This is a genomic window from Marinococcus sp. LNHM5E3-2.1, from assembly GCF_056034365.1.
In genome coordinates this window covers 1-22,767 of sequence record NZ_JBQLIB010000023.1, presented here as the reverse complement: position 1 = coordinate 22,767, position 22,767 = coordinate 1, and the positions used below count along the sequence as shown (strand labels likewise).

The 22,767-nt window shown below is 48.2% G+C and carries 24 protein-coding genes; 15 read left to right on the top strand and 9 right to left on the bottom strand.

Annotated elements, in window-relative coordinates; genetic code table 11:
- Positions 1-118 precede the first annotated feature (118 nt).
- From ACTRXH_RS15680 to ACTRXH_RS15660, 5 genes are all read left to right on the top strand, one after another.
- Positions 119-424, top strand: a complete 306-nt coding sequence (locus tag ACTRXH_RS15680) for a PadR family transcriptional regulator (protein ID WP_474282964.1) — start codon at positions 119-121, stop codon at positions 422-424.
- A gap of 17 nt (positions 425-441) precedes the next feature.
- Positions 442-1,617: a chromate efflux transporter gene (gene chrA, locus ACTRXH_RS15675; RefSeq protein ID WP_474282962.1), complete on the top strand. Its 1,176-nt coding sequence runs from the start codon at positions 442-444 to the stop codon at positions 1,615-1,617.
- 127 nt (positions 1,618-1,744) lie between these two features.
- Positions 1,745-2,671 carry a prenyltransferase gene (locus ACTRXH_RS15670; protein WP_474282960.1) on the top strand — a complete coding sequence of 309 codons (927 nt, stop codon included), beginning with the start codon at positions 1,745-1,747 and terminating at the stop codon, positions 2,669-2,671.
- A gap of 96 nt (positions 2,672-2,767) precedes the next feature.
- Positions 2,768-2,959 carry a YwbE family protein gene (locus ACTRXH_RS15665; protein WP_462865915.1) on the top strand — a complete coding sequence of 64 codons (192 nt, stop codon included), beginning with the start codon at positions 2,768-2,770 and terminating at the stop codon, positions 2,957-2,959.
- Positions 2,960-3,077: 118 nt separating this feature from the next.
- Positions 3,078-3,626, top strand: a complete 549-nt coding sequence (locus tag ACTRXH_RS15660) for a GNAT family N-acetyltransferase (RefSeq protein WP_474282958.1) — start codon at positions 3,078-3,080, stop codon at positions 3,624-3,626.
- Between the two features lie 108 nt (positions 3,627-3,734).
- Here the strand turns inward: ACTRXH_RS15660 and ACTRXH_RS15655 are convergent, their stop codons facing one another.
- Together ACTRXH_RS15655 and ACTRXH_RS15650 are read right to left on the bottom strand one after the other, a co-directional pair.
- Positions 3,735-4,868, bottom strand: coding sequence for an alcohol dehydrogenase catalytic domain-containing protein (locus ACTRXH_RS15655; protein ID WP_322525400.1), 1,134 nt, complete (start codon positions 4,866-4,868; stop codon positions 3,735-3,737).
- Between the two features lie 93 nt (positions 4,869-4,961).
- Positions 4,962-6,020, bottom strand: a complete 1,059-nt coding sequence (locus ACTRXH_RS15650) for a sulfotransferase (RefSeq protein ID WP_474261278.1) — start codon at positions 6,018-6,020, stop codon at positions 4,962-4,964.
- A gap of 128 nt (positions 6,021-6,148) precedes the next feature.
- Between ACTRXH_RS15650 and ACTRXH_RS15645 the strand changes: the two genes are divergently transcribed.
- Together ACTRXH_RS15645 and rpiA are read left to right on the top strand one after the other, a co-directional pair.
- Positions 6,149-6,775 carry a hypothetical protein gene (locus ACTRXH_RS15645; RefSeq protein ID WP_474261277.1) on the top strand — a complete coding sequence of 209 codons (627 nt, stop codon included), beginning with the start codon at positions 6,149-6,151 and terminating at the stop codon, positions 6,773-6,775.
- Positions 6,776-6,830: 55 nt separating this feature from the next.
- Positions 6,831-7,517: a ribose-5-phosphate isomerase RpiA gene (gene rpiA / locus ACTRXH_RS15640; protein WP_474261276.1), complete on the top strand. Its 687-nt coding sequence runs from the start codon at positions 6,831-6,833 to the stop codon at positions 7,515-7,517.
- 58 nt (positions 7,518-7,575) lie between these two features.
- On the opposite strand, the gene ACTRXH_RS15635 is transcribed toward rpiA, so the two are convergent.
- On the bottom strand, positions 7,576-9,594 hold the full coding sequence (locus ACTRXH_RS15635) for a heavy metal translocating P-type ATPase (protein ID WP_474261275.1): 2,019 nt from the start codon (positions 9,592-9,594) through the stop codon (positions 7,576-7,578).
- A gap of 137 nt (positions 9,595-9,731) precedes the next feature.
- Between ACTRXH_RS15635 and ACTRXH_RS15630 the strand changes: the two genes are divergently transcribed.
- A complete protein-coding gene (locus tag ACTRXH_RS15630; protein WP_474282955.1) occupies positions 9,732-10,268 on the top strand; it encodes a macro domain-containing protein in 537 nt (178 codons plus the stop codon).
- Positions 10,269-10,445: 177 nt separating this feature from the next.
- The gene (locus ACTRXH_RS15625) at positions 10,446-10,766 is read left to right on the top strand and encodes a hypothetical protein (protein WP_474261272.1); all 321 of its coding nucleotides are present in this window, start codon (positions 10,446-10,448) and stop codon (positions 10,764-10,766) included.
- A 38-nt stretch (positions 10,767-10,804) separates the two neighbouring features.
- Here the strand turns inward: ACTRXH_RS15625 and ACTRXH_RS15620 are convergent, their stop codons facing one another.
- The 5 genes from ACTRXH_RS15620 to ACTRXH_RS15600 all read right to left on the bottom strand — a co-directional run bounded on the left by ACTRXH_RS15620 (position 10,805) and on the right by ACTRXH_RS15600 (position 14,989).
- Positions 10,805-11,704, bottom strand: coding sequence for a DUF5996 family protein (locus ACTRXH_RS15620; RefSeq protein WP_474282953.1), 900 nt, complete (start codon positions 11,702-11,704; stop codon positions 10,805-10,807).
- Positions 11,705-11,760: 56 nt separating this feature from the next.
- Positions 11,761-12,168, bottom strand: coding sequence for a VOC family protein (locus ACTRXH_RS15615; RefSeq protein ID WP_474261270.1), 408 nt, complete (start codon positions 12,166-12,168; stop codon positions 11,761-11,763).
- A 22-nt stretch (positions 12,169-12,190) separates the two neighbouring features.
- Positions 12,191-12,616, bottom strand: coding sequence for a VOC family protein (locus ACTRXH_RS15610; protein ID WP_474282951.1), 426 nt, complete (start codon positions 12,614-12,616; stop codon positions 12,191-12,193).
- Positions 12,617-12,673: 57 nt separating this feature from the next.
- Entirely contained in the window at positions 12,674-13,474 is an 801-nt protein-coding gene (locus tag ACTRXH_RS15605) for a helix-turn-helix domain-containing protein (protein WP_474282949.1), read from the bottom strand.
- Positions 13,475-13,633: 159 nt separating this feature from the next.
- Positions 13,634-14,989 carry an aminotransferase gene (locus tag ACTRXH_RS15600; RefSeq protein WP_474282947.1) on the bottom strand — a complete coding sequence of 452 codons (1,356 nt, stop codon included), beginning with the start codon at positions 14,987-14,989 and terminating at the stop codon, positions 13,634-13,636.
- A gap of 221 nt (positions 14,990-15,210) precedes the next feature.
- Between ACTRXH_RS15600 and ACTRXH_RS15595 the strand changes: the two genes are divergently transcribed.
- On the top strand, positions 15,211-16,458 hold the full coding sequence (locus tag ACTRXH_RS15595; RefSeq protein WP_474282945.1) for an MFS transporter: 1,248 nt from the start codon (positions 15,211-15,213) through the stop codon (positions 16,456-16,458).
- Positions 16,459-16,485: 27 nt separating this feature from the next.
- Here the strand turns inward: ACTRXH_RS15595 and ACTRXH_RS15590 are convergent, their stop codons facing one another.
- Positions 16,486-16,752, bottom strand: a complete 267-nt coding sequence (locus tag ACTRXH_RS15590) for a hypothetical protein (protein WP_474282943.1) — start codon at positions 16,750-16,752, stop codon at positions 16,486-16,488.
- A 398-nt stretch (positions 16,753-17,150) separates the two neighbouring features.
- On the opposite strand from ACTRXH_RS15590, the gene ACTRXH_RS15585 reads away from it, so the two are divergent.
- The 5 genes from ACTRXH_RS15585 (at position 17,151) to ACTRXH_RS15565 (ending at position 22,719) form a co-directional block, all read left to right on the top strand.
- Entirely contained in the window at positions 17,151-19,331 is a 2,181-nt protein-coding gene (locus tag ACTRXH_RS15585; protein ID WP_474282966.1) for an ATP-dependent Clp protease ATP-binding subunit, read from the top strand.
- A 382-nt stretch (positions 19,332-19,713) separates the two neighbouring features.
- On the top strand, positions 19,714-20,763 hold the full coding sequence (locus tag ACTRXH_RS15580) for an NAD(P)/FAD-dependent oxidoreductase (protein WP_474282941.1): 1,050 nt from the start codon (positions 19,714-19,716) through the stop codon (positions 20,761-20,763).
- Positions 20,764-20,775: 12 nt separating this feature from the next.
- Complete coding sequence (locus ACTRXH_RS15575) at positions 20,776-21,333, top strand: GNAT family N-acetyltransferase (protein ID WP_474261263.1); 558 nt, start codon at positions 20,776-20,778, stop codon at positions 21,331-21,333.
- Positions 21,334-21,432: 99 nt separating this feature from the next.
- Positions 21,433-21,747 (top strand): DUF3817 domain-containing protein, encoded by a 315-nt coding sequence (locus ACTRXH_RS15570; RefSeq protein WP_474282939.1) that lies wholly within the window; start codon positions 21,433-21,435, stop codon positions 21,745-21,747.
- 144 nt (positions 21,748-21,891) lie between these two features.
- Entirely contained in the window at positions 21,892-22,719 is an 828-nt protein-coding gene (locus ACTRXH_RS15565; protein WP_474261261.1) for a DUF368 domain-containing protein, read from the top strand.
- Positions 22,720-22,767 lie beyond the last annotated feature (48 nt).

The window sequence follows — 22,767 nt, the reverse complement described above, 5'->3', positions numbered from 1 at the left end:
GTTTTTTCATTTTTCCGGCAGGGTTTCAAATTTATGTTCCCCTCTTGCTATAATAAAAATTAATTGTTACTATTCCGATATCGGATTTCGATATCGGAATCCGAAAGGATGATCGATCATGGAAGATAAAACGCTTCGCAAGCTTTTTTTAGGCTTCATTCACATTCATATTCTGCACCATGCCTCCGAGCATCCCGTATACGGGCAATGGATGCTTGAGGAACTGCAGGAACACGGCTATTCAATGAGTCCGGGCACTCTTTACCCTATTCTGCATGCTATGGAAAATGACGGCCTTTTACACAAAGAAAATAAAAACGTGAACGGAAAAATCCGTAAATATTATACCACCACAGATAAAGGAGCCGGCATTTTGCAGGAAGCCCGTGCAAAAGCTTATGAATTGTTTAAAGAAATCAAGTAAAGACAGGAGAGAACGCCATGGGAAAAACATTGGGCCAAAAATGGCTGGAAATATTTTTGATTTCCACCCGGCTGGGGCTGACCTCTTTCGGCGGTCCTATCGCCCATTTAGGCTATTTTCATGAAGAATACGTACGGCGCAGAAAGTGGCTCGACGAGCAGAGCTATGCGGACCTGGTTGCCTTATGTCAGTTTCTCCCCGGCCCCGCCAGCAGTCAGGTCGGCATAGGAATAGGCATTGTGCGCGGCGGTCTCATTGGAGGGTTTATTTCCTTTCTGGGGTTCACACTTCCTTCCGTTATTGCTTTAGTGATCTTCGCCCTCGCACTTGAGGGCCTCGACGTCAGCGATGCCGGCTGGCTCCAGGGACTAAAAATTGTCGCTGTGGCAGTTGTTGCCCATGCGATATGGGGCATGGCCCAGAAGCTCACGCCTGATCTTCAGCGGCGCACCATCGCCCTGCTCGCCATGAGCGGTACCCTTTTATGGCAGACCTCACTTGCACAGGTACTCGTCATACTGGCAGCAGGCGGAGCCGGCTGGGTGCTGTACCGCTCGGTCCAGGAGGCAGATAATACGGAGGTCATCGAAACCGTTTCGCGCAAAACAGGTGCTTTCTGCCTGACACTCTTTTTTGTTCTGCTCGCTCTACTTCCGCTTGTGCGGGAATGGACCGGCTCCACCTTCGTAGCTATGTTTGACAGCTTCTACCGGGCCGGGGCACTTGTATTCGGCGGCGGCCACGTTGTGCTTCCTCTGCTGGAAAGGGAGTTTGTTCCGACTGGATGGATGAGTGAAGAGACGTTTCTTGCAGGCTACGGAGCAGCCCAGGCCGTACCGGGACCTTTATTCACCTTTGCTTCCTACCTGGGCACGGTCCTGTCCGGCTGGCAGGGAGCACTGGTCGCTTCTGCAGGCATTTTTTTACCGGCTTTCCTTTTAATTATCGGAGCGCTGCCGTTTTGGTCGATGCTTCGTAAAAACACTCATATGAAAGGCGTGTTGACCGGTGTAAATGCTGCTGTTGTAGGTATCCTTTTGGCTGCCTTTTATAATCCAATCTGGACCTCATCCATTACGTCCTCCCTTGATTTTATACTAGCTGCTTTTCTATTCACGATGCTTGCTTTCTGGAAGCTTCCGCCGTGGGTAATCGTTGTCAGCGGTGCAGCCGCAGGCGCTGTTCTGTTATAGAACAGCGCCTTTTTTACTGCCCTATGCCGCCTCTTCTCCTCTGGAGGCTGTACGAAACCGCCAGGAAATGGGATACTGGTACCAGAAAAATTGAAATCATCAGAGGAACCAGAAAGGAAGGATGTGGATGGCCAATCAGTTCGCCGGAACGCTGCGCAGTGCGTGGATGCTTGTTCGTGCCATTGCCGTTATATCCTCAAGCATCGCTACGATTATCTCTACCATGCTGCCGCTTTTTTTATATTCGTCTTTCCCTGCTTCTTATTTAACAGCCATTTTTATTCTCCTGGCCATTGGCGCTTTTCTTATTCATGGTCTTCTCACTCATGCTTTTAATGATTATGCTGACTATCTTTCAGGCACGGATGAACACAGCCCTGCTATTCTTTCCGGCGGGAGCCGCGTTCTACAGACCAACGCCATGTCGCTAAAATCATTATGGCTGGTGGGAAAATGGCTCGCTATCGCACTGATTGTGGCCGCCGTGCTTTGTTTTATCTTTGGCTACTTTAAAGTAGGCGTGCTTCTTCTTATAGGCATCTGGGCTGCGGCTTCTTATTCCCTTCCGCCGCTCAGCCTCAGCTACAAGCCATTTCTCGGAGAATGGCTGAGCCTGTTTCCGTCCATATTTTCACTCGGTCTCGGAGGAGCATGGCTGGCGCTTGGAAACATTCCGGAATGGGCCTGGCAGAACGCCTTTATCAATGCTATGATCTGTCTGGCCTGGGTGATGGTCCACCACATCCCGGACCGGGAAGCGGATATGCAGGCCTCTCCCGAAAAGCGCACTACTGTAGTCTGGTTCACCCGTAAATTTGGTTCATCCTACGCTCATATGCCTGCTGTATGTTATTTAGTGATTTCGGGGCTTACTATTTTTTGGCTCGGCAGTGACCGCCTGTGGGCGGCAGCAGGGCTGGCCGTACTTATGGCTGTATCTTTTATTCTTGTCAGCCGAATGGATAACTCCAACCCCGAGCACGTATCAGCTGTAGAGAAAAGCCTTTTGCTGGTTGCCATGCTAAGTGCCGTATGGCTCGGCATTTTTATTTAAACCGGTGGTGCAGCGATGCAGGAAAGAGAATTTATTGTTTTCTCTTTTCGCTTGTCTGCTATAATAAAGCATCACCTTTGAAAGGAAGGACATGTTATGGACGGCACAAAGCGTAAAGATGTTACCCCGGGAGCAGAAGTCGATATCGTATTGAAAAAAGATCAGCGGAGCGGCGCACTGACCCGGGGGATTGTTAAGGATTTGCTGACCAATTCCCCGAGCCATCCGCACGGCATTAAAGTCCGGCTCGAAGACGGCCAGGTAGGACGCGTCAAACATATTCATTAACTTCACAGCATCCTTAAGCTCCTCTCTTTGCTCAAAGAGACGGGGCTTTTTCATTTGAAAATATGTGTGAAATTCAAGCTTTATATTATATTAATATATTGAATACAGGAGGTGTATGATGAACATTTCGCAAAAAAACAGGCAGGCAGAGCGTTTGATTCTACGCCCCCTGCAGCCAAATGATTTTGATAACTACCAGCATGCCCTCTCGGAAAGAAAAGCCTCCCAGCATGTATACGACCCCGGTCGTCCAAAAATCAACCGCTTTACCAAAACACAGTTTACGGACATGATTCGAAAGCGAAAAGAAATGGCTGCGCAGGACTACACCTATGTGTATGATATTTTTCATAAAGACGGAAGGCATCTGGGACATGCTGATATTACTACGTTAATACGGGAAGAGTTTCAATGGGGAATGCTCGGCTATATGATTCATAACCAGTACTGGAATCAAGGGTTTGGCAAAGAAGCCGTCCAGGAGGTTCTACGCGCTTCGTTTGATGATCTGCATTTTCATCGAATAGAAGCTCACATAAATGTCGATAATCACCCATCCATCTCTCTTGCAGAAAAAGCCGGAATGGAATACGAATGTCTGCGCCGGAAGTTCATTTACGAAAATGACGCATGGACAGATAACCTGGTCTATTATAAAAATGCTTAATACCATGTTTCACGTGAAACATTTTATTTTGATTTCTCTATTTTTAACATAATAAATGCGGACCCTGAATAAGATTAGAGGGTCCGCATTTATTATATTAGAATTATTTTATGGCTTCAGGATCACTTTAATATTACCATCTTCTTTTTCGTCAAAGATGCGGTAGCCTTCGGCTGCATCCTCCAATGGAATTGGGTGTGTGATAATGTCAGTTGGATCAAACAGTTTGTTTTCAATCATACGGTAGAGACTTGGCATCATATGAATAACCGGTGCCTGGCCCATGGTAAGCGCAACGTTTCTCGTGAAGAAGTCACCAATTGGGAAACTGTTGGCTTCTGTGCCGTAAACGCCTGTCAGCTGCACGACTCCATTTTTCTTCACAGACTGGGAAGCTGTCACAATCGGGCTGATAGTGCCAAACTGGTTGTCGCTTTCGGAACCGAACGTTGTATCCGGTGGCACCGTACCGTCCATACCTACACAGTCAACGACTACATCTGCGCCGCCCTTTGTGTTTTCATGAAGCAGTTTGCCTATTTCTTTTGTTTCACTGAAATTATACGTCTCCACATTGTTGGTTCTTCTTGCATGCTCGAGACGGTGTGGCACCTGATCGACGGCTATGACTCGGGAAGCCCCTTTCATCCATGCAAACTTCTGGGCCATTAACCCGATAGGCCCGCAGCCTAAAATAATGATTGTATCCCCATAAGTCGCTCCACTGTTTTCAATGCTCCAGAATGCAGTCGGCACGACGTCTGAAAGGAACAATACGCTTTCATCCTTCAGCTCGCTGTCCTCCGGTACTTTAAAGGAGGTAAAGTCAGCATATGGCACGCGCAGATACTCCGCCTGGCCGCCCGGGAAGTTCCCGAAATCCTCAGAGAAGCCGAACAGTCCACCCATTTCGGCGTGAGGATTGGAGTTGTCACACTGGCTTTCCATTTGATGGGTACAGTAATAGCATTCCCCGCATCCAATGTTAAATGGAATAACAACCCGGTCCCCTTTTTTCAGCGTTTTTACATCAGGGCCGACTTCTTCTACGATTCCCATCGGCTCATGGCCGACAACATAGTCCTCCGGTGTCGGAATACCACCTTTATATAAATGCAAGTCCGATCCACAAATACCACTGGCTGTAATGCGTACAATCATGTCATCGCTGCGTTCAATTTTCGGGTCTGCAACTTCTTTGACTTCCATGTGTTCTTTGCCTTGAATCGTTACTGCTTTCATTATTTTAAGACCAGCCTTTCTGTATTTTAATTCGTGTCTGGAGTTACTGGTTTTAAATACTCTTTCCGATTATACTGATTTGTAAACACCTGGTTACTCGTAGCCTAAATAACGAAGCGCAGGCTGAACCGCTTCTATCAGCGCAGTTCTTTTGTCTTCCGGGAGGTCCGGCCACGTATCCGGCTTGTGGTTGATGTGACCGGCGCTTTTGTTTATCCATTGTTCGTTCGTTTCTTTTGACGCAGACGGCGGGTTTATAAAAGCAATCAGACGCCCGAGCTCTTTTTCCGGTGTTTTCAGCAGGTCTTCATACCGAAGCCAGTGCTGCTGATCCTCCGGCAGACCCCCGATCACACAGCCTGCGTGCAGCAGTGACCTCGAAATCCAGGACCCAAGCTCCCTGTACGGCATGTCCATTTGGTGCAGTTGTTCAAGCTCAAAATAATCGGGGTGCAGCCACCGGTAGGAACCAAGCTTTTCGGCCTCTGTCGACGGATCCGAGGGGTCAGCCCCTGTTTCTTCCATCGCCTTCAAAATAGCTTTTCCCATCTTCATCGTCTGGAAGCGGTTAAAAGCCACGGCAATTTCCCGCGGATCCCGGTACAAAAAAACATATTTCGCATTCGGGAACATGTCTATTAAGTGTTCGACTGCGTCTGTAGAAAATCCGGAACGCTCCACACACGTGTCTCCATCAAATCGCTGCTGCAACCACGCAAACAGCCGGCCGTATTGCTCCGAAAGCGGAGCTTCCGGAAACGCCGGCACGATTTCTTCAAGCTCCTGATACAGCTTATCCGGTTCATCGGTTAAGTGAGGAAGGGTGATGGATGCTATAGCAGGCAAGCCCGTTTTCTCGTTAAATAACGTATGTTCTGTTCTCTCATAAAGCACTTCTTTATTGTATAGCCCTTTCTTTTCGTACGGAGCCAGCCGTACCGGCTCTTTTTGAGAAAGCATCTCCCAGAATTCACTGCCTGTCCGCGTTTGTTTATCGAATTCCTTCCATTCTTCGCCGCTGATCCCAAAATTATAATGAACAGAAAGAATCGTTTCAGACAGGCTTACAAGTTTAGGATGAAGATGAATGCAGTTGGACACAGCCGTTGATCCGCTTCTCCCGGTAGAAATAATAAATACTGGCTCCGTCATCGAAGACACTCCTTTTTATCGTGATACGTTCACTTTTCTCTACCCTCTTTTACCGAAATTATGACGGCCGGTTTTTCCTTTGGATGATTTTGGTACAATAGCAGGAAATGGAAATAGGAGGCTGTCATATGCTTTTTCATTATCATCACTGGACCCCTTATTTAGAACAAACCGAAGCGTTTTATGCCCGGCTGGGGTTTCGCGTCTCCCAGCGTATTGGAAAATATAAAGGCAGCTATCATTCCTTTGACCCTCCACTGGATTGGGATGATTTCCGCAATAGACCAATCACATTCCGTATTATTGAAATGCGCAGAGGCTCCGTTAATATTACGTTCGGCCAGGGAAAGCGGATCATGTTTGACCATATCGGCTACCTTACAAATGAACATCGGCTCGGGATTATTTGCCAGCAGGCTGAGACGGCCGGACTGCATATCCAACGAGGAGAAAAAAGAACGTTTATTTCCACCAGTCATTCATTCCGGGTGGAGCTTCAGACACATCAGGAGGCGGTTGACGAGATTGACAGTTCCTTCCGGCTCCAGAGCATCAACATTGAAACTACTGCGGAAGGCCTTGACCATGAAATAAACCAGCTGCTTCACCCTCATTCTTCCGGCGTACAATCTCTTATCACTCGCCGTCATGCTCTTCATTCAGCCTGGATGTCACATCCTGCTTTTGAAGATACTGTCGATCCAAATGGAGTGAAGCTTATTTCTGCAGGGACCAACCAGCACTCCCAGGTTTGATCAGAGTCAGAAAAGGAAATAGCCTGCTTAAATACATCCTAAAGGAGCTTTTTTTATGTCCAGGGAACAGCAAAAACAAGATGCAGCAGCAAAGGCTGTCGAGTATATTCCAGATAATTCTATTATCGGGCTGGGCTCCGGCTCCACGATGTACTGGGTCATGCAGAAGCTTGGAGAACTTGTTCAGCAGGGAATGCACGTCCAGGGCATCCCCTCCTCCCCTGCTACCGAGCAGTGGGCAAACGAATTTCACGTGCCGCTCGTATACTTTTCCACTGAAATGACGAAAGCAGATGTGGCCATTGACGGCGCAGACGAGGTGGATCCTGACTTTCATATGATCAAGGGAGGCGGCGGCTCCCTATTCAGAGAAAAAATTATTGCCGACGCAGCAGATAAGCTGATTATTGCTGTGGATCAAAGCAAAATTGTTCAACAGCTCGGATCCTTTCCACTGCCGGTCGAAATCACGCCCTTTGGGTGGCAGAAAACAGCACGAGATATTCAATTGCTGGGCTGTGACCCCGTCCTTCGCCGCGATAGCGGCCATCCATTCGAAACAGATAACGGCAACTACGTGCTCGATTGTGATTTCCAGTTGATCGAGCGGCCGGATGAGCTGCATCACCAGCTGATTCAGCTCGTCGGCGTCGTGGAAACAGGTTTATTTGCCGACATGGCAGATGTCATCATTGCAGGTACAGACAGCGGAGCTGAAACGTTCGAAAAAAATAAACGGTGAAATAAACCCTTGTAATTCCATTAAAAAACCCGGAGGCAGAAAGCCCTCCGGGTTTTTCCTAATTTCGCAGCAGTTGAGCGTTTATAGCCACTACTACCGTGCTGATACTCATCAGCAGCGCTCCGACAGCCGGACTCAGCAGAATTCCGACAGGCGCCAGCACACCGGCTGCAAGTGGTATAGCAGCGATGTTATAGCCGGCAGCCCACCAGAGGTTCTGAACCATTTTCCGGTACGTTTTCCGGGACAGATCAATAATGGAAAGCACATCGAGCGGATTGCTCTGCACGAGTACAATGTCGGCGGTTTCCATAGCAACATCTGTACCGCTGCCAATCGCAATACCAACATCCGCTGTCGCAAGCGCCGGCGCATCATTGATGCCGTCGCCCGTCATCGCAACCTTCCGCCCGGACTGCTGGACTTTCTTCACCTGCTCTGCTTTATGGTCCGGCAGCACCTCCGCATACACTTCTTCAATGCCAAGCTGGGCAGCTACCCAATCCGCCACGCGCTGATTGTCTCCCGTGAGCATGATTGGTTTAATTCCTTGTTCCTTTAAGCGTTCCACAGCTTCTTTGGCGGATTCTCTCACCATATCAGCAAGTGCCACCATTCCAATCAGATCTCCATCAACAAGGACAAATACTACCGTTTTTCCTTCTTCTGCCTTTTCCTCGAAGGTTTTCTCATCATACGTCAGCTGCTGGTCTTTCATGTAGCCGGGGCTGACAATTTTCACCGCTGACCCGTTCACAGTTCCTTCAAGCCCCTGGCCGGTCATTGTTTGAAAGTCTTTCACCTCATGCAGCTTGATATTGCGCGCTTTAGCTTCATTAACGATGCCTTCTGCGAGCGGATGCTCCGATTCCTGTTCGACCGAGCCGGCAAATTCGAGTACCTGCTCTTCAGAATAACTGCCGCTTGGGACAACGTTGGTTACGCCGAAGCTTCCCTGGGTCAGGGTCCCCGTTTTATCAAAAATGACTGCATCAAGCTTCCGGGAGCTTTCAAACGGCGGCCGGTTCCGGATTAACAGTCCCTGTTTTGCGGATAATGCCGTAGAGACAGAAACAACGAGAGGAGCTGCGAGTCCGAGAGCGTGCGGACAGCTGATGACCATTACAGTAACGGCCCGTTCTACTGCACTGTCTGTCGAGCCGCTTACCAGCCACCAGATAATAAACGTCACGATGCCCGACCCAAGCGCAGCATAAAACAGCCATTTAGCCGCCCGGTTTGCCAGGTCCTGAGCCCGCGACTTGGATTCCTGGGCTTCCTGGACAAGCGTAACCACCTGCGAAAGATACGTCTGATCGCCGGTTTTTGTTACTTCAATTGTTAAGCTTCCGTCCTGGTTGACTGCTCCTCCAATCGCCTCATCCTGCTCGTTCTTTTCCACCGGAAGCGATTCCCCGGTCAGCATGGATTCATCCACCGAGGACCGTCCTTTTATAATCGTTCCGTCCACCGGCACTTTTTCCCCCGGCTTAATGAGGAGGTGGTCTCCCTGCTGAAGATCGTCTACGCTGACTTCTTCTGTCTCCCCGTCTGCTTTCACCCGGCGGGCCTCATGAGGCATGAGCTTAATCAGCTCCTGCAGGGCGTTTGATGCTCCCATAATCGAGCGCATTTCGATCCAGTGCCCGAGGAGCATAATATCAATTAACGTAGCGAGCTCCCAGAAAAACTGGGTGCCTTCCCAGCCAAACACCACCATAGTGCTGTATCCGTAAGCTACAACGACCGCAAGCCCGATCAGTGTCATCATTCCCGGACTTTTTTGCTTCAGTTCGTCTACTGCTCCGGTTAAAAACGGCCAGCCGCCGTAAAAGAATACGATCGTTGCGAGTCCGAACAGCACCCACTGATCATAAGGAAAACCCCAGTCGAGACCAAGGAATCCCTGGATCATCGGGGTCAGAAGCAAAATAGGAACGGTTAAAATAATGGATACAAAAAATCTTCTTTTAAAATCAGCAATCATAGCGCTGTGATGTTCATGATGATCATGTCCGCCGCCATGACCTTCATGTTCTTGATGCTCCTGTTCGTGATCTGCGTGTTCATGTGCCATTAGCCCGCCTCCTTTAATATGATTCCTGTAAATACCCTACCCCTGTATAAAAAATGATAAACAAAAGACTCTCCGCATAAAAAAACAAAGATGAGGGAAAAGCCTCTACAAACAATGGATTGGAGGCGAAAGTTTTTATGCAGACAGAATATAAGGGTATTACTATCGAATCTATAAAAGGCGATATTACAAAGCAGGACGGTCTCGAAGCTGTAGTCAATGCCGCCAATGCCCAGCTTTTAATCGGCGGAGGGGTTGCCGGCGCTATTCACCGGGCGGCAGGTCCGGAGCTCGAGGAAGCCTGCAAACCGCTGGCTCCTATTTCCCCCGGGGAAGCAGTGATTACGGAGGGATTTCAAATGCCAAACGATTACATTATTCACTGTCTTGGACCCGTATACGGCGTCGACAAGCCTTCTGACGAACTTCTTCGTGCCTGCTACCTTAATGCCCTGCAGCTGGCCGAAGACAAAGGCATAACAAGCATTGGGTTTCCTGCTCTTTCCACTGGGGCTTTTGGCTACCCTCTCGATCAGGCTCTTGAGGATTTTATGCCTGCCTTTTTGGATCAGCTTTCTCACGCTGCTTCTGTTCGGCATATCCGCTTTGTGCTGTTTAGTGATAAAGATGCTGCTTCTTACGAAAAATATATTCAGGAAGCTGTTTCCTCTTAACCTCACCAGGGCCCGGGGATTGCAGCAGTGGCTGCCTCCTCTGCCGGGCTTATGATTCAAGACTATTTAACTGCGCAGGCAGAGGTCCAACTTTCGATTTGAATTTGCTGCTGTTGGTTACGTTTTATTTCCTCGAGGGAATGTAGAAATATACCTTCAACTGAAAGGAGATCATCTATGAAAAAATTCTTTTCCATCGTCGGTCTCGCAGCTTTATTTGTAACAGGATCGGCTGTCCCGGCGCAGGCTTCTGAAGCCCCAACGACTGTTCAGCAGGAACAGAAGCAGGAATTCACCCCCTATGAAGCACTACAGACAGTAAGAGATCAGGAAGACACAGATGCGGAATTGAAAATTGATCAATACCCTTCGATCAGTGAAAGCGGCAAGGCTTATTACCAGGTGCAGGCACTGGACCTTTCCCTTATTGAGCAGGGCGACGATGGCCTACTCCAAACGTACCGTGTATACGAAGACGGACGCGTTCTAGCCATATAAACATCAACCCCGTGCAGGCTCTCCTGCACGGGGTTTCTCTATTTAATGGTTGGAGGCTTTTTCATTAAAAGCGGGCGGTAAAAGTAATCCCGGTCCTTCCATCCGAGTTCTGCATGCAGTAAAGCAAACGTCGTATGGAAAAACCTCTGTATGGCCTTTTCGTCAAAGCCGTTTGTAAGAGGCAGAAAGTATTCACTTGCGTTTTGATCATAATAGGCGTCTTCAGGCTCAAGCGCTGGACTGTTTAAATCCTTTTGCTGAAAAGGGTATGGCAGCACGAAAAAAGCAGGCACAGCTGTATCTTCATCGCCGGGCCAAAATCCAAATTCGATAAACTGTTCGTCAAAAGCAGCCTTTTCAATTGTCTTATCTTCCGGAAAAGGCTCCGGAATATTTTCCACGATGATCGTCGAGACGTCGAAGGTGCCCCAGAATAAACCCGGTTTGATTTTACGGCACCGCAGCGGCCCGATAAAAGCCAGCTCCTCCTGATACGCTGCCTGCATCATTTTGAATCCCTTCATGGCTGCCTCTGCATCATACCGTTTATGCGTCTGATCTTCTGAAAAAAGTACTGTTACCGGCATTTCCTGTGGTTTGGGATGGATGTTCACGTGCACCCCTGCCTGGTGAAGATACCTGAAAATCCATTCGTAATACGCTTGAATGGACGTGCCATCCTCAAGGCCCTTAGTTTCCACAGCATCTTCGACTGCCAACACAAGCCGGCTGTTCCGAATGTCGATTTCGAGCTCAAATGCCTTGTGCTCCTTAAGCAGCATGCCTGTAGAGAATCCGTTACGGGTAACTTCAAGCATCACATGCTCCCACTGCGGCTCCTGCGGTGCTGTTTCAAGCCGTATTTTTCCGAGAATCTGAGAGAGAAGCTGAAGGGTCAGTTTTGTTTCCTTCCATTCCTGAAATGGCATGATTTCCATTAAATTCTGCTCCTTTCTTCCCGAGGAAGCTGCTGTTGTTTACTGATGCTCTGCTGCTACACTGCGTTTTCATCCATATACATTACCTCCCAGAGATGCCCATCGATGTCCTGGAAGCTCCATCCGTACATAAAGCCTCCGTCCATCGGTTCGTTGGATGGACGGCCCCCTGCGTCCAGCGCCTTCTGCACAATCTCATTGACTTCTTCCTTGCTGTCTGCAGAAATGGCCAGAATGGCTTCCGCCTCCCTGCTCGTATCCACTACATTTTTGTTGGTAAAGGTTTGAAAGAATGCTTCCTGGAGCAGCATGACATACATACCGCTTCCCAGTATCATGCACGCAGCATTTTCATCCGTGAAGCGCTGATCAAATGAAAAGCCGATAGTCTGGAAAAACTCCATCGAGACCTCAAGATTTTTAACCGGAATATTTACAAATATTTGCTTTGTCTGCAGACTCATTGCCCCTGCACCTCCCTCTTTGTCATTTTCCTTCTTCGTAAGCAACCACATGCCACAGCACACCAAACTGATCCTTCAACTGCCCGTAAGCCGGACTGAAAAACGTTTCTGCCATAGGCATGATTACTTCCCCGCCGGCTTCAAGAGCGTGAAAGGTTGCTGCTGCCGAGGAAGCGTTACTCATGCTAAGTGCGATCGACACCAGGCTCCCCGGAGCTTCCAGAGCAGGGCTTTCTGGAAAGGTATCCGAGAGCATCAGCTCCATATCACCGATTTTTAAATAAGCATGCATAATGAGTTCTTCGGCTCCGGGTGGTATTTCCATGCCTTCGACCTCTGCATAAGTCTGGATTTCGATAACTTTTGTCCCCAGGGCTTTTTCATAAAAAACAGTCGCCTCCCGAGCTTTTCCGTTAAAAGTGAGGTCCGGAGTCATCCCGGTAATCATCGTACACATCCTCCTCTATTTAATGATTACCTTCACTATAGCAAGGTCGCTTCCACCCTATTTCTTCCCGATTGCGGTTTTAGCCTGGCGCTTTAGAAAATTATTCATCAATAGCGACAATGATATGAGAATGGGAGGATCATCGAGGCGCGGCGGGTATAAATAAACGTCTCTATTTTCTTCTGCAAGTGCTCCGTCTACATGACACGGCTCTTTTGAGCGTGTGCGAAGTGTGTGATGAGGGATGAGAATATCGGCAGTCTTCATTTTCCAGGCGACCGAGGTAGCCATCATGTAATATATTCCCGGCTTCACCCCACGGATACAGTATTCTTCCGACGCATCGCACAGCGTGCCGTACAATGGCAGGCCCTCCGGCATCGGCCGGGGAAAGAGTCCGATTAACACAAACCCTTCAAAAGGCGTTTCACTGTAAATACGGCCTCTGACACACGTTTTCGCCGAGGGAAAAACCGGCTCGGCCCAATGGCGGGACTTTCTTAACGAGGCCAAAGATTCTTCTGTGGCAGCAGCTGATGCACGAAAAACTCCCGGCGTCATTCCTACCCTCGACGCAAAGCTTGTGGTGAACGTTCCTACGCTCTGCTGGCCGATTTCCATACCAATGTCACGTACAGGAAGAGCTGTTTCAAGCAGCAGCTCCTTTGCCCTCTGAAGCCGCAGAGCAGATAGGTAATACAGCGGCGGCACCCCGACACTATTTTTAAACAGTCGCGAAAAATGATACGGACTATAGGCAGCCTGCGCGGCCAGCCCGGCAAGATCCATTGGTTCTTGAAGATGTTCATGCATGTACGTAATGGCGTCATGAACAGCCGGCAAATATGAGTGTTCCATCACCCTGCCTCCCGCCCTTGATCCGTTATTAAATACATTTTGGCTTAACCGACAGTTTCCTGATATTAATTATAACAGAAAGCGCTTTCATATTGATTGAGAAAGTAGAAAAACCTTCATAGAAATGCCCCCTACTCAAGGCGGGGACATTTCTGTATTTTATTCCGGATGTACTGCAGCTTTTACATGCTTTTTCAGTGTGGTAATGAGCAGCTGGAGATCTTTGTCTTCGATGTTCAGTGGCGGGGAAAGAGTTAAAACATTATTATGGTGTTTGGCAATATCGGACGTTTTACCGACAATGACCCCGTCATTCTTGCAGGCTGCAAGAACCTGCTTCACGAGCTTTTCCGGTGCTGCCTTTTTAGTCGTTTTATCTTCGACAAATTCAATACCAGCCAGAAGCCCACGTCCCCGTACCTGACCTACGCAGGGAAGCTCTTCCAGCTCCTTTAACGCCTCCAGGAGCTCCCTGCCTTTTTTCTCCGATCGTTCCACCAGCTTTTCCCGCTCCATGATTTCCAGGTTTTTCACAGCGGCTGCGCAGGCAGCTGGATGACCTCCGAAGGTATTCACGTGGCGGAAATGGTCATAGGCTTCACTTCCTGTAAACGCCTGGTACATATCCTTTCGCACTGCGGTTACAGATAATGGCATATATCCGCTCGTTATTCCCTTCGCCATCGTTACAATATCCGGCTTCACATCTGCGTGCATAAACCCAAAGCGCTTCCCGGTCCGTCCAAATCCGCAAATAACTTCATCGCTGATCAAAAGAACGCCGTAGCGGTCACAGATGTCCCGCACTCGTCTCATATAGGAGGCCTCGGGAATCAGCACCCCGCCGCCGGTGATGATAGGCTCCATAATAACCGCTGCTACAGATTCTTCCGCTTCCCATAAAATGGCCTGTTCAATTTCATCTGCACAAGCCAGGCTGTACTCTTCATCACTCTGGCCTTCAGGCTTGCGGTACGGGTCCGGCGGCGTTACATGCACAAAGCCCGGCGGAAGCGGCTCGTACCGGTATTTCCGCTGCGTCTGTCCCCCTGCTGCCATGGTGGCAAGTGTACTCCCATGGTAGGTACGGTAGCGTGAAATAGTCTTATAGCGGCTGCCTTCGCCGATCTGTTGAAAATACTGACGCACCAGCTTCAATGCTGTTTCGTTTGCTTCTGAGCCACTATTGGAAAAAAAGTACATATAGCCGTCGCCGAGCCATTCATCAAGCTTTGCAGTCAGCTGCACGGCCGGAGTGTGACTCTGCGTTAAAGGATAGAATGGAAGCTTCAGCATCTGTTCATAGGCCGCCTCGGCAATTTCTTGCCGCCCGTAGCCGACGTTTACACACCAGAGACCGGACATTCCGTCAAGGTAATGCTTTCCGTCCACGTCTGTTACCCATGAGCCTTCCGCTTTCTCTACAACCATCCCTCCCCCCGGGCTGTAAGGCCTCATAGCATGCCAAATACTTTCCTCATCCCTTTTCTTCATCTCTTCCGGTTCCCAAGTCATCACAGTCACCCTTTCCCTTGAAATGTCAGCGCATACAAAATGCTGTCTACCGTGATCTTCTCACGTCCAACGTGAAAAGAAAAGACTAAGCGGAAGGGAGTTTATAGTCAGAGTACGTGATTTTTATATTTTAAAAGCTACAGGAAACACATTGATAACATTTCCATATTTAGGTATTATCATTTTTATACTTCAATATTATTGGAAAAGAGAGATCTGCGTTGACTAAATTCCAGGGACTGCACACAAACATTAAAATACGTCTTATTACTGATTTTTCTATGGAATTTGTATTGATGGCCATTCTTCCGTTTATGGCGGTGTATTTCAGCAGTCATCTCGGAGCCGGCACCGCCGGTCTTTTGCTCGCATTCACTATGGCCGCAGGCATCGGAATTGGTTTATGGACCGGACATTTATCGGACCTCATCGGCCGAAAGCGAATTATAGTTACCGCTCAGGGGCTGCAGGTATTGAGCCTTGGTGTAATGGCCCTGGCAAGCTCTCCCATATTAGAATCCGTATGGCTTACATTTGCAGCTTTTCTTATCGCCAACGCTTGTTTTAACGCTGCTGACCCGCCATCCGAAGCAATGATTATTGATTACAGCTCTGAAGCAGAGCGCCCTTACGTTTACCAGCTTGCCTACTGGCTTGGCAATGTAGCATACGCCTTTGGTGCAGTTATTGGGGGACTGTTTTTCGAAAGCGGGCGCTTTTATTTATTTGTTGCTTTATTTCTCGTGAGCATATGTATCTGGTACGTCGTCGCATTTAAATTAAAGGAAAAACAACAGACCGTTCCGTTTTCCAGGAACGTCTCCCGGCAGATTCAGGTACCGCTCACTATATGGAAGCGGTATGCAGCCGTATTGAAGGACCGTCGATTTCTTTTCTTTTTAGTAGGGACTGTATGTATTGCCAGTCTGGAATTTCAGCTGGATAAATACGTGGCCGTGCGTCTGGATGAACAATTTCATATGATGCTGGGCGGGTTTGAACTCACGGGCGTACGAATGTTCAGCCTTATTATGTTTATTAACACCCTCGGCGTTGTATTCTTTACTATGCCGGTTTCGGCCCGGGTTTCCTACCTCGATTATAAAAAAGTTCTGGCCGCCGGGCTCGGTATTTACACCCTCGCCTTCGGTTTTTTCGGATTCAGCACTTCATTTTTAGTCCTCATCCTAGCTGCTGCAGCCTTTACTCTGGGAGAGATCATTTATATTCCGGTCCGCCAGACTATCCTCGCTGGCATCGTTCACGATGATTCCCGCGGTTCTTATATGGCCATGGAGTCAATGATGTATAATACCGCTCTTCTCCTCAGCAGTTTTATGCTTACCGCAAGTGCCGTCATTCCTGCTGCAGGAATGTCGACACTGTTCGTTCTCCTGGGAGTTGTTGGTCTTATCAGCTACCGGCTCTGCCTTCCATTTAAAAAAAGCGGGAAAGCTTATGCTTCTTGATCCGCGTGTCTTCGAATCATTATCCGCTCATTTTTTTAGCCGGTGCAGATGGACTGTCAGCGCAGGGATATCTACACGGAGCAGTGTCCACCGGAACAGTTTTACTTTTAGCTCTCCGGCCACACTCACTGCTTCCACCGGATTCCCATTTTCAATTTTTCGTTTTACCTCCACCGGGTGCCCCCTCTCGACTGGAAATGTTCTTCTTGGCACCGGACGGCTTTCTCCAAACAAATGTCGTGGTTCTGATAATCTGTATGTTTTAGCTGGTGAACGCTTTTCATTGTTTCTCATTTCGCTTCGTCCTTTCTAAACATTTTCGTTTCTTTTCCTTTCCCTTTTTCCCTGCAAACCTTTTCTGCTTTTCTTCCCTTGAAGTCAATTTTTTTATTGGTCAGAGATGTTTAGACTTTCGCAAAAACGTTAATACATTCTTTACCGTTTTTTCACAGATGTCATCCGAGCATATTTCTTGAATTTCTCTTCCCTATTTCCTACTATGTAGGTGTAAATCAATTGGTCAGAGAAAATCAAATTTATCTCTTGCATTATACCGGAAGCGGGTATATAATACTGTTACAAGGTCAAAGATAGTCAAAGTCAATGAAATAATTCTGACCTTCCGAAGATGAAAATGAACGATGCACACGTCAATAATACTACTTTAAAATAAGGAGGTTCGGTTCAGTATGATGAGATGTGAACATTGCGAACAGCGTCCAGCACGCATTGAACTGAACATGAATGTTAATGGAAGTCATCAAAAAATGCACCTCTGTGAACGGTGCTATAGAGAAATTCGTCAAAATATGAATCAGCCATCCGGCCAGGGCGGCTTCGGTGGCTCCCAGTCCCCATTTGACCAATTCTTCAACAACATGATGAGCGGCGGAGCAGAACAAGGCTCCAGTCAGGGTCAGGAACAGGCTCAATCCGGCGGCGGCCAGGGCGGAGGTCTTCTTGACGACTTAGGTAAAAACCTGTCTGATGTTGCACGCGCCGGCCTCATTGATCCAGTCATCGGCCGCGATAAAGAAGTTGAGCGGGTCATTGAAACATTGAACCGCCGCAATAAAAACAATCCGGTTCTTATCGGTGAACCTGGTGTCGGTAAAACAGCCATCGCCGAAGGCCTCGCCCTCCGCATTTCTGAAGGCGACGTGCCAAACAAGCTGAAAAATAAAAGCATCTACCTGCTCGACGTTACTTCCCTTGTAGCAAATACCGGGGTGCGCGGCCAGTTTGAAGAACGCATGAAACAGCTGCTGAAAGAGCTGCAGGAACGCCAGGACGTCATCGTCTTTATTGATGAGGTTCACCAAATCGTTGGCGCAGGTTCGGCAGAAGGTTCTTCGGACGCCGGCAATATTATGAAACCGGCGCTCGCCCGGGGAGAAATTCAGCTGATTGGTGCAACAACACTCGCAGAGTACCGCAAAATTGAAAAAGATGCAGCGCTTGAACGCCGCTTTCAGCCGGTCATGGTTAACGAACCAAACCTCGAAGACAGCGTAGCGATCTTAAAAGGCCTGCAGGCAAACTATGAAAAATTCCATCATGTGGCTTTTACCGATGAAGCACTTGAAGCCTGCGTTAATTTATCCAACCGCTATGTACAGGACCGGTTCCTGCCGGACAAAGCTATCGATTTAATGGATGAAGCAGGCTCCAAAATAAACCTCGCTCACAGCGATGATGACAGCGAATCCCTGCAAAGCCGCCTCGAGCAGATTGCTGCGGAAAAAGAACGCGCCACTCAGCAGGAGGATTACGAACGCGCAGCTAAGCTTCGCGACGAAGAGGCCAAGCTGCAGGAGCAGGTTAAGGAAGCCGAACAAAACGGCAATATTCAAAAAGAAACACCGACCGTTGATGTAGAAACGATCCAGATGATTGTAGAAAATAAAACTGGTATCCCGGTTCGCCGCCTCCAGCGTGATGAACAAAAGAAAATGCGCGATCTGCCTGAACGTCTGAATGCAAATGTTATCGGGCAGGAAGAAGCAGTAAGCAAAGTTGCCCGCTCGATTCGCAGAAATCGTGCCGGCCTTCGCCGCGGCAGCCGCCCAATTGGTTCCTTCCTATTTGTCGGACCAACCGGTGTCGGGAAAACCGAGCTGTCCAAAACACTCGCTTCTGAAATGTTTGGCGACCCTGAAGCAATGATCCGCCTCGACATGAGTGAGTATATGGAAAAACATTCTGTGTCCAAGCTTATCGGTTCACCACCGGGATATGTCGGACACGATGAAGCCGGCCAGCTGACAGAAAAAGTGCGCCGGAAGCCTTACAGCATCATTCTTCTGGACGAAATTGAAAAAGCGCACCCTGATGTGCAGCATATGTTCCTGCAGATCATGGAAGATGGACGACTGACCGACAGTCAGGGACGCACGGTCAGCTTTAAGGATACAGTCATCATCATGACTTCAAACGCCGGCTCGCAAATGAAGCGCGTCACGGTAGGATTTGGAGACAAAGACCAGGTAGAACCAAAAATCATGGAATCTCTCAGCGATTATTTCCGTCCTGAATTCCTGAACCGTTTCGACAGCATTGTAAGCTTCAAAGAACTGGCTCGCGAAGACCTTGTTACCATTGTAGATCTTATGCTCAAAGACATCTTGGAAGCAGCCAGCGAGCAGGGACTGAATGTTACCGTATCTGAGGATGCAAAACGCATGCTTGCCGATCAGGGCTACGACCCTTCATTCGGTGCCCGCCCTCTTCGCAGGGTAATCGAAGAGAAAGTAGAAGACGGCATTGCTGATCTTATGCTTGAAGAGGAAGACGTGCAAAACATTGCTATCACGGTGAATGACAACGATATCCAAGTAGCCAATGCACAAACGTCTGCCTCCGCCAAAGAATAATTCTCATAAATGGAAAGCCCTGCAGCAGCTGCTGCAGGGCTTTTTTATACTTAAGAATATCTATGATGGACCGCTTACTTATTTTACGTGCTCTTTTCCTTAGCCGCGTATCACAAAAAAGAAGCATTTTTCTGTAACACCGCTTTTTACAGCCATCGGAACCCGCACCGGAGAATAAAACTTCTTTAATTATTTAATTTTCTTACTCGTTCTACTGAACGTAGCGCTGGCATGTATTATAAGCTCTCTCCCCCCGAAATGCTAAATGTTCCACGTGGAACATTTTATGTTTGTGAAGCTATTTCCCATCTTTCTTTTACTTTTGTACAAAAAGAGCGTACAATGTAATTGATAACGATTATCACTAAAGGAGCTGGACACCTTGTCTGACTTTCACATACATGATGTTACTATTATCGGCGGCGGTCCTGCTGGTCTATACACTGCTTTTTACTGCGGGATGCGTGCGCTCGACACCCATATAATCGAAGCGCAGCCTGATCTGGGCGGAAAAATTCACGCCTACCCTGAAAAAATCGTCTGGGATGTCGGCGGCCTGCCTCCTTCCTCCGGAAAACAGCTGATGGATCAGCTGGTGGCCCAGGCAGAAACGTTTCACCCGGCAATTACTACAAATGAAAAAATTATTCATGTGGAAAAGGAAGAGACCGGGCTTTTCCGTCTGGAGGCAGAAACAGGAGGCATCTATTATTCCCATGCGGTTATCATTGCTGTCGGCCACGGCATTCTTCATGCCCAAAAGCTCGACATCGAAGGCGCAGAAAAATTTGAGCTTTCGAATCTGCACTATACCGTTCAGCAGCTTGAGCGATTCCGTGACCAGAAGGTCGTCATTTCCGGAGGCGGCAACTCTGCTGTGGATTGGGCGAACGCTCTCTGCCCGATCGCAAGCGAAGTCACAGTCGTGCACCGGCGCGATGAATTCGGCGGTCATGAACGGCACGTTCAGGAAATGAAGGATTCCGAAGTAAATGTACAGACGCCGTTTGCTCTTTCGGAACTTCACGGCAACGACGAGGGCACTGCTATCGAACGGGTGCTCTGCACAAACCTTGAGACCAACGAAAGTATGGAAAAAGAAGTGGATGCTGTCATCGTGAATCACGGTTTCCAGATGGAGTTCGAGCTTCTTGAAAACCTGCGGCTGCAGACAGACGAAAATAAAATCCTCGTAAATGAGCAGATGAGGACAAATATCGAAGGTTTATTTGCTGCCGGGGATATTACCAGCCACCAGGGAAAAGTCCATTTGATTGCCGGCGCATTTGTGGAAGGCGCTTCAGCTGCGAACAGCGTAAAACAGTTTCTTGAACCCGGTGCCGGAGCAAAAGCCATGGTATCTTCCCACAACGAGCGGTTTGCGGAAAAAAATCAGGAAATTCAAAAGAATATTCTTTCCAGGCAGCTTTAAGCAGCCATATGAATGCTTTACCGAAACACTGACAGTCATCAATTAATCAAAGAGGTGAAAGCGTTGCGACTACCCCGCTCCACCGAACGTCTTTCATTTCGTTCCATGCAGCATAAAGATCACCGGCTGCTGAAAAACATTTTCCAGGATGAAGACGTTATGCGCTATTACTCCGCGTTAAAGTCCGAAAAAGAAATCGATGAATGGATCCATTGGAATAAAAGTCACTATCTATCGTACGGGGTCGGAATGTGGATCGTGGAAGACCGGCAAAACCAACGCTTTATCGGCCAGTGCGGACTTGTCCCCGAAAAAATAGAGGGCAGCGTTTCTATTGAACTTGGATACCTGTTCACACCGGAGAACTGGGGATACGGATATGCATCTGAAGCCGCTGCTACGGTCCGGAATTTCGCATTTTATTCACTCGATATTTCAATGCTTATATCAATCATCGATCCTGAAAACACGCCTTCTATTAAAGTAGCTGAAAATATTGGGATGACTTATCAGCGTCCTGTAAAACGGTGGAACCGTTCCTTCAGCTTATATGCTGCAGCCCGCCCCTGATTCAACTGTCACAATTCGTCCATTGTACCGGTTCTTTCCCTGTGCTATGTTAACGATATATTCTTATCGTGATTTTGACATTAGAAAGGAAGGCCGTGCATGAATTCTCTCCAATCGCTTAGATGGGCCGGTATCATTGAAGGAATCTCATTTCTGCTTCTGCTCTTTATTGCTATGCCTTTAAAATACGGGGCAGGCTTTGACATGGCTGTCAGTATCGTTGGGGCTGCCCATGGCGGATTGTTCGTCCTGTATGTAGCTATTGCTTTATTTGTCTGGATACAGAAGCGCTGGCCGTTTCTGCGCATGCTTATTGCCGTTATTGTATCCGTCATCCCATTTGGCCCATTTGTATTTGAACGAAGCCTGCGGCGTGAAGAAAATGAAGAGCTTGAGCCCGGTGCCGTTTTTTAAACCGAACCCTTCGTTCGGTTTTTTTCATGGGCCGCAGGCGACTTATAGTAATTTCTTTCAAAACATGATATAAAGAATTGATGCTGTGAAAAATTTGCAGTTTTTACATAAACCAATTTTGATGAACGAGGAGTCTCGATGTACATGATTGAATGGAAAAATATTTTACGCGGCATGGCCATGGGAGCTAGTGACGTTATACCGGGCGTAAGCGGCGGCACTCTGGCGTTAATCCTTGGTATTTACTACCGGCTGTTGTCTGCCATCAGCCTGCTTTTTTCACGCCAGTGGAAGCAGCAGCTCGGCTTTTTAATTCCTCTCGGTGTAGGGATGGGGACAGCTATTCTGTCACTTGCTCATCTACTTGAATGGCTGCTTGCCGAACACCCGCAGCCGACGTTTTTCTTCTTTTTTGGATTAATTCTCGGAACGATTCCTTTTATTTTATACAAGGTGAATTACAAAACGAATTTTAAAAAGCATCATTACGTCATTTTGCTGATCGCAGCCGTAATTGTCCTTCTTTCAGGTCTTTTCCAGGGGGATGAGGAGACAGCTGTCATTGCCACCGGCAGCGCAGGAAGCTTTGCCACCTTATTTTTCTCAGGATGGCTTGCGAGCACAGCGATGATTCTCCCCGGCATCAGCGGTTCGTTTGTGCTCGTAATCATCGGGGTTTATCAGACGGTGATCAACGCCTTAACAGAACTGAACCTGCCCGTGCTTTTCACCTTCGGCGTCGGCGTGCTCGTAGGGATCGCCATTATGAGTAAGCTCCTTCGTTACCTGCTGCGTGCTCATACTGTCGGAACGTATGCGGTGATTACCGGCCTGCTCCTTGGGTCGCTTTACGTTATATTTCCCGGCTTAAATGACGGTGTGATTGCTTTTATCGTCAGCCTGGTAATGTTTGCCGTCGGCCTCGGCCTGGCGCTTTTCCTTGGCCGGATCGATCGTACCAGAGCAGTGTAATTCCCATGAAAAAGAGAAAAGCCGGCTGCGGATTTTTAACCGCAGCCG